Below are 13,054 nucleotides of genomic sequence, written 5' to 3' on the forward strand. Positions count from 1 at the left end.
CTTAATTATAAATCAATTTCTATAAATAATCCGTCATCTACATCATCATTTAAGATAGTCTTAAATGTATCACCTCGTAATCCATTTCGCAATGATTCTAGCGCTAAAATTTCTCTAGGATCTATATTACCTAAATTAACATTATTACCTAACAATCTAATAAAATACACTTGCTGTTTCTTTAAAGGCGTCTCCCAAATAATATCATTATGATTAGGAGCTTCTAATAATATTTTTTTTAGCATAAATTGATCTGCCTGACCCTGTTGATCATAAATTGATACTCCAGTTCCAGACTCTCTAGCTTCAACTATTATTTTATCAGCTCCATCAATTACATCCTTTTTTAGTTGTTTAATCATTTGATTAACTTTAAATTCTTTGTTTTTATCCTTCTTACCAATCTCAGTCAGTACTTTAAATCCTAAACTCTTAGCCTGTTTAATAATATTAGACCTTAAACTAATAGGCAACGAAAGGGTACCATCAGAAACCTCAACTGCTGTAAACCCTAATTCTTTAGCCTCGTTTAAATATTCACTAGTTTTATTTTGATTAATAGCTATCTCTAAAAAAGTTCCCCCAGGATAAATATCAATCTCATATGATTTAATTAACTTAATTTTTTTCTTTAGTATTTCTCTAGGATATAAAGCAGAAGTTCCAAAACTTAATTTCCAAAAATCAATATAAGAAGTAGCTAATTCAAGCAAATCTTTAGTCTCTCTTATACCTAAGCCTTTATCAATAATCATAGTTAACCCTTGAGTTCTAGGCTTCTCTTCTCTTGCTACTAGTGGAAATTCAAAATCAAAATTCCAACCTCTTTTATAATCAACCACCCAACCACTCCTTACTTATAACTTTATGCCTACAAAAATTAATATTACTCCTAACACAATTACTCCCATCTGTAATAAAGATAATTCATCAGCAAGACCTATTAGTCCTACACTAGTAGCTAATACCATTACTAATGGGCCAACTAAAGCCAAGAAAGAGTTGATTTCAAAAGCAACAATTCTTGAGTTAAACTTAAAGATTAAACAAGCTGCTAATAACTCAATCATCCCAGAGATTAATCTAATAGCTGACATACTAAGTACAATTTTATCTTTAATTCCAAACATCTTTATCCCCACTTTACAGTTTAAACTAGCAAAAATTAGATAATGAATTTTAACAAGTGGCTTTCAATCACCTACTCACTTTATTTATACTTAACTATAATCCAAAAAATAACTGCTTTTTTAATTATTATTTGGTATATAATGAAAAAAGACACCATAACTGGTGTCTTAGAATTATTATTTTTTAATATTATGCCCTACAAAGTATTTATTATATCCTTCTATACAATACCTAACTCCAGACAGAAGGGCCAATCCAATTGCTATAAAAGCTGCTGGCTGTAGAAAGGATAGATCCCAGATATAAGAAACAGCTGTTATGTAAAGTAAAAAGGTAGCACCTTTACCAGTATTACTAGGACTTATGATATCTTTACTGCGATAGTACATATACATAGATCCACATAAAACAACTAATTCTCTAACTAAAATAAATACTATTAAAATAAATGGAATAAATCCGTCAATTGCTAAAGCGGTAAAAACAATAATAAAAGTTAATTTATCAGCTAATGGATCTAATATCTTACCTAAAGAAGTTATTTGATCAAATTTACGAGCAATATAACCATCAAATAAATCAGTTAAAGCAGATAACGTAAAGATAATTGCTGCAATTAAATAATGATTAGAAAAATCGTAAAAAAAGAAAAATAAAAAAAACGGGAGAAGTAAGATACGAATCAACGTTAAACAATTAGCCACAGTCATTTCTATTTCCCCCCAACATTTAATCACTTTGCTCGCCTTCTATTTTTAGGCTTCCGCCTTCAAGCTTACTGTTAAGTATTTTTAGCCTTTGGTTAAGTTCCATTTTTAAATCAAGTGAATTATAACATCCAGGGCAAACTAATTGCTTATTAATTGCATAATCATATTCTTCAGTCCCGTATGAAGGTTGAAAATCATAATTTTTACGAAATACAGAATTAATTTCTTCTCCACATTTGTTACAAATAACTTGTACTTTTAACATTTTCTTTTTTTTATTTAAGCCAAATATCTTTTTTATTTTAGCTAATAAGCCCATTATATCCCCTCACTTAACTTAATTAATAATTAATACTAAATCTAAAATAATCTCCTTCTGGTTCTACCCATTCTACACTAACATCCTCTACTTCAGATCTAGTTGTTCCTTCCTTTAAAAATTGAATAAACTTTTCTAAGTTCTCCTCTTCTCCTTGAGCTATTACTTCAATCTCGTTCCCATCGGAATTTCTCACATAACCTTTAATATTTAATTTAGTTGCCTGTTGTTGAGTCGAAGCTCTGTACCCAACACCTTGTAATCGACCTTCTATTACCGCTTTAATTGCTTTATTAGACATAAAATTCCTCCTCTGAATTTTTATTCTAAAACTATTATTTCCATAAATCATAATTTTAATAAGTACATACTCTTTCTTTTATATGCTTATCATGAATTTCAATAAAAAAACCAAAGCTCCTCTTTTCTAACTAGTAAAAAAACAGTTAATCTTCGTGCTACTTAAAGATTAACTGTTTTTAATGTAAACACTAGATAAATTACTTAAGTAATTTATCTAGTGTTTCATTTACCTTTTCAGGCTTAATTGGCTTAACAATAAAGTCCTTTGCTCCAGCTTCAATAGCCTCTAAAACCATAGGTTTTTGGCCCATAGCACTACAAACTATAATCTTAGCATCAGCATCATAATCAATAATCTCTTTAGTCGCTTCAATACCATCCATCCCCGGCATTGTAATATCCATAGTAACTAAATCAGGATTTAATTCTTTATATTTTTCAATAGCTTCTTCTCCATTAGCTGCCATCCCAACTACCTCGTAGCCATTTTCTTTTAATATTTTAGCCAGCATTGTTCGCATAAAATTAGCGTCATCTGTAATTAATATCTCCTTTGCCATATTTACCCCTCCAAAAACTTAAAAATTATGTATATAGATATAAGCATATCCTACAACATTTTATTATAGATAGTAACAAAATTCAAGAATTATAATTATCTTTATCTGCTATAATTTTATCCACTATAGATAAATAATCTACCAAAACTAAACCTTTACTACCTATTAAAAATTCTTTTTGGGCAATTTCTTGATACGGAATACTTTTTCTTCCTCCCTGTAACATCCCTTGCCAATAATCATCTAATAATTGAAAGGGGAGATAGTAAAGTTCATCTAATTTATTAAAATAAATAATTAGAAATCCAATCCCCCCATTATCATTCCATTGTTTTAAATACTTATGCTGATGTTGCTTAACATTACTTAAATCAAATCTTGTCTTTATACTAGTCTCTTTAGCATCAAAAGCAATTGAAACTCCATTATAAACTCCAATATAATCAACTGTAGACTTCTTTTTATAAAATCCATTAGTTATTTTACCTGTTCTAGAATTAATATTTAGTACTTTAACTGGAGTAGGTATCTTTTGAATTAACGCCCGCTGTTGAAAAGAATACTGTTGGTTAGATGTTTCAATCATATTTTCTAAGTTTTGGCCCCGATTAGCATAATTAATATTATAACCCATAAACTAAATCCTCCTAATTAAACTTCTTTAAATCAATTATTGTTAAATAACTATTAGTTTTATCTATTGCAGCAGTTATTAAATACAATCTTTTACTCTTTTTAGACAGCCCTAAATCATAGATGTAATTATTTAATTTTATCTTCTGGCTAAGCTTATCCTTTTTTAAATCAAAAATAGTGATTTTTTTAGAATCATAACCTACAAATAATGAATTCCCTTTAATTAATAAATCCCTAGGGTACGAATTAACAACAAATCCTTGTTGTTCTATTATTTTATCATCTGAATTTATCAGATATGACTGGATAATTCTATTACCTATACTTCCTAGATATATATAATATTGACTACCTGCTATAGAAACTGCTATATCTTTTATAGGCCCTATATCTAATTTCTTAATTGGCTTACTTAAATTCTTTAAATTATAAAATAAAGTTGGCCCAAATACCATATCAGCTATTAAATACTCATTATTAATCACTCTTATTCTTCTTGCTTTTATCCGTTTGCCTTTAAACTTTATAGAAAAATTATTTTTAATCTTACCCTTCTTAATAGCAAACCTAATTAACTTTCTTTTACTCTTAGGTAATAAGTATAAATAATCACCACTACTAGTGATATCTTTCATCCTAATATTTAACTTATATTTCTTTTTCTCTAATGACTCTAAATCAATCCTAACAATAGAATTTCCTCTTAAACTTAAGACAAACAAATATTTATTTTCTAAAGCAAGTACTGCCTCTTTAGGGTATATCCCTAAATTTATTTGTTTGACTATTTTACCATTATTATTTAAAACTAAAATCTGGCGTTTATCCCTAACTGTAATATAAGACTTAAGATGAATATCATCAACTACAATTTGAGAAATCTCCTCTTTAATCCGCTGTTTTCTAACTCCTTGTGGCAATCCCCTAATCATTTCTTCATTACTAGCTGATAGGTAGCCACTATGATTAATCACCATAATTTGATAACTATAAACTTGATTGGGCTCAATATTATCATCTGTATAATAATCTTGAGCTTGATTAGTTATATTAGCTATAACTTGTGCCTGATCATCTATATAAAAATTATTACTTCTTAGTATTTTATAACTATAAAAATCTGTTCCTTTATAAGCTGACCAGTCTAATTTAACTCCTGATTTTAAAGAATTAATAACTACTTTATTTAATTTTACTCGCTTAGGATAATTTCCCTTTACTACAAAAGGAAACTTAAATGTTGTTGCTACTTGATTTTCTTTCTTAATTACTAATTTTAAACTATAATCACCTGGTAATTTAGGAGTTATGTAAGTAACCTCTTGCTTACCTTGGGTTAAAAATCTACCTCCTGTTGCTTTCCAATAATAAGTTAAGTCTTGATTTAATTCTTTATCTAATTCTATTTTAAGCTTTACTCTATCATTTCCCAATAAATAACCCGTTTGATGATAAAATTTTGAATCAATTTGTAAATCTTTAATTACTACCGCATCATTACAGCCTGTTAATAATAAACTACATATAAATAATATCATCCATACTAATAAACCTTTTTTCTTAACCAACATCTTGATTACTACTCCTTTATTCTTTAGTTTTTTGATTGATAAACACTTTCAGGATCAATATGTACCATTACTTCTTCTACTTTAGGATATAAATTCTTAATCCTTTTTTTTACTTCTACAGCAATTTTGTGTCCCTCCACAACAGTTAGTTCATTATTAACTACAACATTTAAATCAACATATAAATAAGGACCATATGTTCTTAATTTAATATCTCCTACTGTAATAACCCTTTCTAAACTATTAACTTGGTCAACAATCCCACTCATCTTATCTTGATTAGGAATAGCATCCATTAATTCATCAATTGCATCTTGTAATATTTCTACTCCAACCTTAGCAATAAATAAGGCTACTATTAAACCAGCAATTGGGTCTAATATTGGGAAGCCAAGCTTGGCCCCTCCTGCCCCAATTAAAGCTGCTATTGAAGAGAAAGCATCTGAACGATGATGATGAGCATCAGCTATTAGACCTTTACTATTAATTTTTTCTCCTATATGTATTGTATATTGGTATAATAATTCCTTAGCTATAATTGAAATAAAAGCTACCCATAAAACTAAACTACCTGGTTTTGCTTTGGCCCCCTCTAAAATACTGGTTATGGTACTTTTTATTAGTAATAAACTAGTTCCCACCAAAATTAATCCTAATAATTTGGTAGCAATAGCTTCTGCTTTACCATGGCCATAAGGATGTTCTTTATCTGGTGGTACTTGAGAAACTTTAATACTCATCAATACAATCATTGTAGAAATAACATCTGATACTGAGTGAAATCCATCAGCTACTAAAGCCTGACTTGCAAACATAAATCCAACTATAATTTTTATAACAGAAAGTATTATATTGACTATTAAACTAACTAAGCTAACTTTCCGTCCAGCTTGATACCTACTTTCAGTTCCCATTATTTCACCTCTTAATTTTTATCCTATCTAAACTAATTATATCTAATTTAGATTATCTTTTCAAAATATATTCCATTTTAGAGTTGATTATAAGTATGATAAACTATATATAAAATACAAGGAGGAGATAACTATGATAGATAACCAAAGTCTAAAAGTAAAATTACAAACAATACAAAACCTTGAAGTTAGATTCAATTATTCACTTAAAGAACATACAACATTTAAAGTAGGTGGGCCAACTGATATTTTTGCTACTCCTTTTAGTCTTAATGCACTAAAAAAGCTACTTAAAGCCACAAAAAACCAAGACTTAGATAGATTTATACTAGGAGAGGGAAGTAATATAATTGTTGCTGACAAAGGAGTCTCAGGATTAGTCATTAATATGACCGAATTAAATAAAATTAAAGTTAAAGACACAGACTTGATTGCTCAAACCGGGGCTACTCTAACTGCCTTAGCAGATAAAGCCTTAGCAGCTGGATTAACTGGAGTAGAATTTGCTACTGGCATTCCTGGTAGTTTAGGAGGAGCACTATATATGAATGCTGGTGCCTATGGAGGAGAAATAAAAGATGTAGTAACAAAAGTTCTCTGTTTAAATGAAACTGGAGAGGAAATTATGCTTTCCAAGGAAGAGGTGGATTTATCTTATCGCCATAGTATCTTTCAAGAAAAAGATTTAATTGCTTTTGAAGCCCACATTGAACTAGACAAAGGTGATGAAAGGCAGATTAAAGAAAAAATGGATGATTTGAACCAAAAAAGATGGGCCAAACAACCTATGGAAATGCCAAGTGCAGGTAGTATTTTTAAACGCCCTGTAGATCACTATGCAGGAGCCTTAATTGAAGCAGCAGGACTTAAAGGTACTAAAGTTGGTGATGCACAAGTATCTACCAAACACGCTGGATTTATTGTTAACCTAGGTTCAGCTACTGCCCAGGATATTAAAAGACTCATCAAAAAAGTACAACACAAAGTCTATCAAAAAAGCGGTATTAAGCTAGAAATAGAGCCTAAATTCATTGGTGATTTCACAGATTAAAAGAGCCAATCCAGTTTGGCTCTTTTTATAATTTAATTACTATTCCATTACAGCATCAATACTATCATACTTTAAGTCATTTTTTCTAAAGTAACTAATAACTTGCCAGTACATCTTTAACCGAGCCCAAAATCCTTTTACTAATCCAATTTTCTCTTCTTTAGTTGTATGAGTCAAACCTTTTAAACAAACCTTTTTAACTTTAAGCTTTTCTTCTACTGCCTTTTTAGTTAATGACAGTTCAGCTCCATATTTAGACTCAGTAAGATCAGTACAAGATTCAATTACTTCTCTTTTAGCTGCTCTTTGTCCTGTCAACCATGGTGTGATCTTATGATGCATATCTGTACTATCCCTTCCTGCTTGAAAGACACCACAAGTCATATCCATATTATCTTCTATAATTGGATTAACTAAGCTTTCAATATGTTCAACCTTTAAATTGACCAAGTCAGCATCTAAAAATACTATTATCTCTGAATCAGTATTTTCTACCCCATATTGCATTGCTGCTCCTTTACCTTGATTAATAGGTAAAGCTACTGTTTGTACATTACATTCTAAAGCAACTTGGACAGTATTATCGGTAGAACCATCACTAACTACTACTATCTCTGATAAAACATCTGACCTTTGAGCGGTTCTAATTACATTTTCAATTCTTTCTTCTTCATTATATGCTGGAATAACTAACGCAACATTCATTCTTTAACCTCCTACTTATAATCATTCCCCTGCTACTAACAGGGGAAATAAACCATATTTTATTATTTTGATGGCATTTCTTTAAGAGTAACTGTTACTGGAGTTAATCCTCCATTATTATCCATGACTAATAACTTTAATTTATCACCAATCTCCTGTTTTTTAATAATTCTCTTTAACTCTTCCATGCCCTCTATTTTTTCACGATTCACTTCAATAATAATATCTCCTTGGGATAAACCAGCTTTACTAGCTGGACTATCAGTAACAGATTGAATAATTAATACTCCTTTAGCCACTGGTAAACCATAATAGTTTTTAAGTTTCTCAGTTATATCAGTACCATAGATACCTAACCAAGGTCGTTTTACCTTTCCATACTTAATTAAATCGCTAACTATCTTTTTAGCTTTATTAATTGGAATAGCAAACCCAATTCCTTGAGCACTACCACCTATAATAGCAGTATTAATACCTATTACTTCACCTTGACTATTTAATAATGGACCTCCACTATTGCCTGGATTAATAGATGCATCAGTTTGAATTAAATTTTCCAAAATTCCATTCTTAGTTCTAATTGTCCTATTTACAGCACTAATTACTCCAGTAGTTACCGTATTTCTAAACTTAACATCATAAGGACTACCAATAGCAATTGCTAACTGACCAACATCTATTTGCTTTGAATTCCCTAGTGGTGCCACCGGTAAATCTTTAGCATCAACTTTAATAACAGCTAAATCACTTCTAGGATCATTACCAACTAATTTAGCTTGCAACTCTCTTCCATCTGATAGGATAACTTTTATTGCTTCAGCCCCAGCAACTACATGGTTATTTGTTAAAATATAACCTTTCTTATCAAAAATAACTCCTGAACCAAGTCCCTTTACTTGTCTAGGAACAGGATTTAAGAAAAAATCACGACTAACTTTGACCTTTTTGGTGATAATACTAACTACTGCTGGGCCAACTTCATCAACTACTTTTGTGATTGCTTGTTCTTGAGGAATAACAATTTTTTTACTTTCTTTTTTCTGTTCTACATGCTTATCGTCTCCCCAAAAAGCTTGAGCACTAGGATTAACAAATAAAACACTTCCTACCAAAATCCCTACTAATACTAAACAACCATATAACATAAAATTATTTTTTCTCATCAGTTATCCCTCCCTCTTGTAAGTTAAACTAGCTCTCTTATACTCACTCATTCTTAGAATTTGAGTTTTTAATAAACATTTTTCCATTAGACAAATAGATATTAATTGAAGATAAATAAATATTTGGAATATCTTTGATAAACTATACCTAAAAGAGAATTTAGCATTTTTAAATATGGTCGCCAAATTAGATCTCCACAAATACCATGGCAGTTTAACCTCCCATATCTCGCAGGGTCTACGCCCCTAAATTCCTTCGTTCTACCTGTCCATGGGTGGAGGCTGGATATGCTCCTTAACTGGGTCATGCCCTTATGGAAAAATTCTTTCCAGCTTCTCCTGGCTTCGTTTATTAAAGTACAATTCCTATAATGAATAAAGCTAAAAGAACCAATATATAAATTTGATTTACTTACCTTTAAGCAGCATTCTTCACATTAGGTCTTTTAATATCATTCAACATCTTTTTCCCATCGTATTCTACTTGCTTTCTACCTAATGTAAAAAGAACTCGGATTAATTTACAACACAAAACTATCAGAGATTGTTTTTTCTTAAGCGGGTTTTCACGACGAGTAGTATAATATTTATGCAATTGTCTAAATTCATCATTCTGTGCCACCAGAGGCATTGCTACCCTATACAATAAAGCTCTTAATTTGGGACGTCCTCGCTTTGTTATTTTGGTTTCCCCCTTATGCTTACCTGAGCTATTTTCTTTTAAGTTTAAACCCGCCAAACTTATAATTTGCTTTGGATGTTCATAATCCCACAAATCACCTACTTCTGAGATGAAACCTGCTATTGTTTTAACTCCTACTCCATCTACTGTCAGCATTTTTTCAACCCCAGGTATCTTTTCTAACAACTTTTCTACTTTCTCCATTAAAACTTCTAACTCTTCGTTTATAAAACAATATTGTTTTATATGATAGCTAATCTCTTCTTTCCCCATCTTAAATCCTTCGGTTACACCTATTGACCTCACAGCTGCCTTTTTTAACTTCTTAGCTCTCTTTATTCCCACACCTCTTTTAATACCTTCTTCTCGCCATTTAGCTACTATTTCTTCTGCTTCCATCTTAGCTATCTGATCTGGATAAGGAAAATATTTTAAAGTAGCTAACGCTGCTTTTCCAGTCCAATCTTTAAATACTTCATTAAATTCTGGAAAATATATATCTAACCAACGCATTACTCTGTTTTTCACTCTGGTTAAATCTTGCGTTAGCTTTTCTTTATGCGTCATAGCTACTCTCATTTCCGCATAAATTCCTTCAGGAATATTTGGTTCAGAAAAGCGACCATCTTTAACCAATTGAGCTATTACTTTGGCATCTTTAACATCATTCTTTGTTGGATTATTATCATCTAACTCTTTCGATTTCTTTACATGATGAGGATTTACTAGTACTAGTTTTATTTCTTCTTCTGTGATGAATTGAGCTATATTTAGCCAATAATGACCTGTTGGCTCCATTCCTATAACTACTTCTTCTTTCTCATTTTCTATTTTAACTTTCTTAATCCAATTTAAAAGTCTTTCTAAACCATTCTGAGTATTCTTAAATTTTAATGGTTTATCATATTCAATCCCCCGATAGTTTTGGGCTCTCGCTACATGTTGCTTCTTGGCAATATCAATTCCAATTACTAAAGTTGTCGATTTAATTTGCTTAATCTTCTTATTTTGGGTATAATTCATTTGTCGGCCTCCTTGGTATTTGGTGTCTGCAACCAAAATTATACCAAGGAGTTCTTTTTTTGTCGAATGTCATATTTAAACCTAACAGGAATGCTCCTTATTTGTATAACAGTATAACAACCTTTTTTTACGAAAGTATGACGAAGTTAAATTAATTTGTATTTTAGTAGTTATTCTTAAGCTCTAGGAAGGCTAAAACCAAATCTTGAACCTACTCCTTCTTTACTATCGACCCAGACTTGACCGTCATGTCTATCAATTATCTCCTTGACAATAGCCAACCCTAATCCTGTACCCCCTTTACTTGTAGTTCGCGCCTTATCTACTTTATGAAACCTATTCCAAATATCATTTAATTCTTCCTTAGGGATTCCAGGACCTGTATCTTCTACTAATATTTTTACTCTATTAGGTTCAACTAAAAAGTCTATCTTTATTCGTTCCCCTTGAGGGGTAAAATCAATAGCATTACTAAGCAAATTAATTAATACTTGTTCAATTCGATCCCGATCAGCCAAAACTAAAGGAATCTCTTGAGACGTATTAAGGTTAATTGTTAGATTCTTTTTGGCTAAATTTAACTCTAAGTTTTTAATAACTCCTTTAATTATTTCCTTCATATTCAAGGGTTCCTGTTCTAACCTAATTTGTCCCAGTTCAAGTCGTGATAAATCTAATAAATCATTAACTAATCTAATTAATCTCTTAACCTCTTCTGAAATAATAGCATAGTATTCTTGCTGGTCTGCTTTACTTTCATAAACCCCATTCTTTAAAGCTTTAATAAATCCATGAATTGAAGTTAGAGGAGTACGTAATTCATGAGAAACATCTGCTACAAATCTTCGCTGTAGCCTCTCCTTTTTTTGTAAAGAATCAATAGTCTTTTCTAGTTTATCAGCTAAATAATTAAATGAAGATGCTAGTTGACCTATTTCATCATTAGAATTAATCTCTACCCGGTTAGAAAAATTACCATGGGCCATACTAACAGCTATTTTTTTCATTACCTTTAAAGGATGAGAAAATCGCTTTGATAAGGTAAAACTTAAAATAAAAGCTAGAGTAATAGCCAATAAGGCAGCATAAAACAATAACCATTGCAAATCTTTTAGAGTAGAAGACAGACCTGCTAACGGAGAATAGACACAGACTGCTCCAATTACTCTTTCTTCAAAAACTATTGGTACAGCAGTAAATAATACAGGTTCCTCAAAATAGCGAGCAAACCCACGTTTACTAATGATTTTACCTCTAAATGCCTGTTCTATCTCCTTCTTATTTAAACGAATACCTTGAAATTCTTTTTCTTGGGTAGTAGCAAGCACTAATCCCTTGGAATTAACAATCCAGACCTCTCCTTCAAAAAAGCGTTGTGAATTACGTAAAAAAGATATTGTTTCCTTATAATTACCTTTATAAAGAGAACCTTGTACTAAAGTTGCTATTTTTTTACCCTGCTCAATAAATTTCTCTTCAGTATCATTATAGTAATAATTTTGAAAGAGATAAGCAAGGGCCAATCCTAAAATAAAAAGAGTTACCAAAATAATTACTACAAATCTAATAAGTAATTTTCTTGAGATAGTATTAAACTTCAGTAACTTCAAATTTATAACCTACTCCCCAAACAGTATGAAAATAATTATAATCTTTTACTTGACTTTCAATCTTATTCCGTAGTCTTTTAATGTGCGTATCGACAGTTCTAATATCTCCGATAAAATCAAAGCCCCATACCTTATCTAATAACTGTTCTCTACTAAAAACCTGCTTTTCATTTCTAACTAAAAAGTATAATAAATCATATTCTTTAGGAGCTAAATCAAGAGTTTGGCCCTTAAGATTGACTTGTCTTTTTTGGTGGTCAACCCTTAAGTTAGGAAAAGTCAAAACCTCTTCTTCTTGACTAATCTTCGTCCTTCGTAAAATAACTTTAACTCTGGCTACTAATTCATCAGGATCAAAAGGTTTTGTCACATAATCATCAGCACCAATCTCTAATCCTTTTAACTTATCATCTTTTTCTCCTTTTGCCGTCAACATTAAAATTGGAACATTAGAGTCTTCACGAATCTCTTGGCAAACTTCCCAACCATCTACTTGTGGTAACATAATATCTAAAACTACTAACTGAGGATTATATTCATAGTATTTATCAATTGCTTCTTGACCATCCATAGCTGTAATTACTTGATAATCTTCCTTCTGTAAATAAATCTCAATTAACTTGCAAATATTTTTATCATCATCAACTACTAAAATTTTAGCTGGCATAAGTATTCC

General features: G+C 30.8%; 15 protein-coding genes. 1 reads left to right on the top strand and 14 read right to left on the bottom strand.

The features are described from left to right. Window positions 1-5: 5 nt before the first annotated feature. From comA to HALHA_RS07440, 9 genes are all read right to left on the bottom strand, one after another. A complete protein-coding gene (gene comA, locus HALHA_RS07400; protein WP_015327170.1) occupies window positions 6-842 on the bottom strand; it encodes a phosphosulfolactate synthase in 837 nt (278 codons plus the stop codon). A 15-nt stretch (window positions 843-857) separates the two neighbouring features. Beyond that, on the bottom strand, window positions 858-1,130 hold the full coding sequence (locus HALHA_RS07405; protein WP_015327171.1) for a YqhV family protein: 273 nt from the start codon (window positions 1,128-1,130) through the stop codon (window positions 858-860). A gap of 177 nt (window positions 1,131-1,307) precedes the next feature. Continuing rightward, on the bottom strand, window positions 1,308-1,841 hold the full coding sequence (gene pgsA / locus HALHA_RS07410) for a CDP-diacylglycerol--glycerol-3-phosphate 3-phosphatidyltransferase (RefSeq protein WP_041608152.1): 534 nt from the start codon (window positions 1,839-1,841) through the stop codon (window positions 1,308-1,310). A gap of 19 nt (window positions 1,842-1,860) precedes the next feature. Continuing rightward, complete coding sequence (locus tag HALHA_RS07415) at window positions 1,861-2,160, bottom strand: thymidine kinase (protein WP_015327173.1); 300 nt, start codon at window positions 2,158-2,160, stop codon at window positions 1,861-1,863. A gap of 22 nt (window positions 2,161-2,182) precedes the next feature. After that, a complete protein-coding gene (locus tag HALHA_RS07420; protein ID WP_015327174.1) occupies window positions 2,183-2,461 on the bottom strand; it encodes an acylphosphatase in 279 nt (92 codons plus the stop codon). Window positions 2,462-2,660: 199 nt separating this feature from the next. Beyond that, window positions 2,661-3,023 (bottom strand): response regulator, encoded by a 363-nt coding sequence (locus HALHA_RS07425; protein WP_015327175.1) that lies wholly within the window; start codon window positions 3,021-3,023, stop codon window positions 2,661-2,663. Window positions 3,024-3,105: 82 nt separating this feature from the next. Next, window positions 3,106-3,657, bottom strand: coding sequence for a Holliday junction resolvase RecU (gene recU, locus HALHA_RS07430; RefSeq protein WP_015327176.1), 552 nt, complete (start codon window positions 3,655-3,657; stop codon window positions 3,106-3,108). A gap of 13 nt (window positions 3,658-3,670) precedes the next feature. Then, window positions 3,671-5,230 carry a YncE family protein gene (locus HALHA_RS07435; RefSeq protein ID WP_015327177.1) on the bottom strand — a complete coding sequence of 520 codons (1,560 nt, stop codon included), beginning with the start codon at window positions 5,228-5,230 and terminating at the stop codon, window positions 3,671-3,673. Between the two features lie 23 nt (window positions 5,231-5,253). Beyond that, the gene (locus HALHA_RS07440) at window positions 5,254-6,144 is read right to left on the bottom strand and encodes a cation diffusion facilitator family transporter (RefSeq protein ID WP_015327178.1); all 891 of its coding nucleotides are present in this window, start codon (window positions 6,142-6,144) and stop codon (window positions 5,254-5,256) included. Between the two features lie 133 nt (window positions 6,145-6,277). Here HALHA_RS07440 and murB point away from each other — a divergent pair, with 133 nt between their 5' ends. Continuing rightward, window positions 6,278-7,195 carry a UDP-N-acetylmuramate dehydrogenase gene (murB, locus tag HALHA_RS07445; protein ID WP_015327179.1) on the top strand — a complete coding sequence of 306 codons (918 nt, stop codon included), beginning with the start codon at window positions 6,278-6,280 and terminating at the stop codon, window positions 7,193-7,195. Window positions 7,196-7,234: 39 nt separating this feature from the next. Here murB and HALHA_RS07450 read toward each other — a convergent pair whose 3' ends face one another. The 5 genes from HALHA_RS07450 to HALHA_RS07470 form a co-directional block, all read right to left on the bottom strand. After that, on the bottom strand, window positions 7,235-7,900 hold the full coding sequence (locus HALHA_RS07450) for a glycosyltransferase family 2 protein (protein WP_015327180.1): 666 nt from the start codon (window positions 7,898-7,900) through the stop codon (window positions 7,235-7,237). Window positions 7,901-7,962: 62 nt separating this feature from the next. Then, window positions 7,963-9,063 carry a S1C family serine protease gene (locus HALHA_RS07455; protein WP_015327181.1) on the bottom strand — a complete coding sequence of 367 codons (1,101 nt, stop codon included), beginning with the start codon at window positions 9,061-9,063 and terminating at the stop codon, window positions 7,963-7,965. Window positions 9,064-9,481: 418 nt separating this feature from the next. Continuing rightward, the gene (locus tag HALHA_RS07460) at window positions 9,482-10,768 is read right to left on the bottom strand and encodes an IS110 family RNA-guided transposase (protein WP_015326059.1); all 1,287 of its coding nucleotides are present in this window, start codon (window positions 10,766-10,768) and stop codon (window positions 9,482-9,484) included. A gap of 176 nt (window positions 10,769-10,944) precedes the next feature. After that, window positions 10,945-12,378, bottom strand: a complete 1,434-nt coding sequence (locus HALHA_RS07465) for a sensor histidine kinase (RefSeq protein ID WP_015327182.1) — start codon at window positions 12,376-12,378, stop codon at window positions 10,945-10,947. After that, complete coding sequence (locus tag HALHA_RS07470; protein ID WP_015327183.1) at window positions 12,359-13,045, bottom strand: response regulator transcription factor; 687 nt, start codon at window positions 13,043-13,045, stop codon at window positions 12,359-12,361. Before HALHA_RS07470 ends, HALHA_RS07465 begins: the two co-directional genes overlap by 20 nt. Window positions 13,046-13,054 lie beyond the last annotated feature (9 nt).

The organism is Halobacteroides halobius DSM 5150 (genome assembly GCF_000328625.1).
In the GTDB taxonomy this organism is placed as follows: Bacteria; Bacillota; Halanaerobiia; order Halobacteroidales; family Halobacteroidaceae; genus Halobacteroides; species Halobacteroides halobius.

Coding starts and splice junctions, on each gene's coding strand:
- recU (WP_015327176.1), bottom strand. CDS start 3,657: ATGGGTTATAATATTAATTATGCTAATCGGGGCCAAAACTTAGAAAAT.
- HALHA_RS07450 (WP_015327180.1), bottom strand. CDS start 7,900: ATGAATGTTGCGTTAGTTATTCCAGCATATAATGAAGAAGAAAGAATT.
- HALHA_RS07460 (WP_015326059.1), bottom strand. CDS start 10,768: ATGAATTATACCCAAAATAAGAAGATTAAGCAAATTAAATCGACAACT.
- HALHA_RS07455 (WP_015327181.1), bottom strand. CDS start 9,063: ATGAGAAAAAATAATTTTATGTTATATGGTTGTTTAGTATTAGTAGGG.
- HALHA_RS07420 (WP_015327174.1), bottom strand. CDS start 2,461: ATGTCTAATAAAGCAATTAAAGCGGTAATAGAAGGTCGATTACAAGGT.
- HALHA_RS07435 (WP_015327177.1), bottom strand. CDS start 5,230: ATGTTGGTTAAGAAAAAAGGTTTATTAGTATGGATGATATTATTTATA.
- pgsA (WP_041608152.1), bottom strand. CDS start 1,841: ATGACTGTGGCTAATTGTTTAACGTTGATTCGTATCTTACTTCTCCCG.
- HALHA_RS07425 (WP_015327175.1), bottom strand. CDS start 3,023: ATGGCAAAGGAGATATTAATTACAGATGACGCTAATTTTATGCGAACA.
- murB (WP_015327179.1), top strand. CDS start 6,278: ATGATAGATAACCAAAGTCTAAAAGTAAAATTACAAACAATACAAAAC.
- HALHA_RS07470 (WP_015327183.1), bottom strand. CDS start 13,045: ATGCCAGCTAAAATTTTAGTAGTTGATGATGATAAAAATATTTGCAAG.
- HALHA_RS07405 (WP_015327171.1), bottom strand. CDS start 1,130: ATGTTTGGAATTAAAGATAAAATTGTACTTAGTATGTCAGCTATTAGA.
- HALHA_RS07440 (WP_015327178.1), bottom strand. CDS start 6,144: ATGGGAACTGAAAGTAGGTATCAAGCTGGACGGAAAGTTAGCTTAGTT.
- HALHA_RS07415 (WP_015327173.1), bottom strand. CDS start 2,160: ATGGGCTTATTAGCTAAAATAAAAAAGATATTTGGCTTAAATAAAAAA.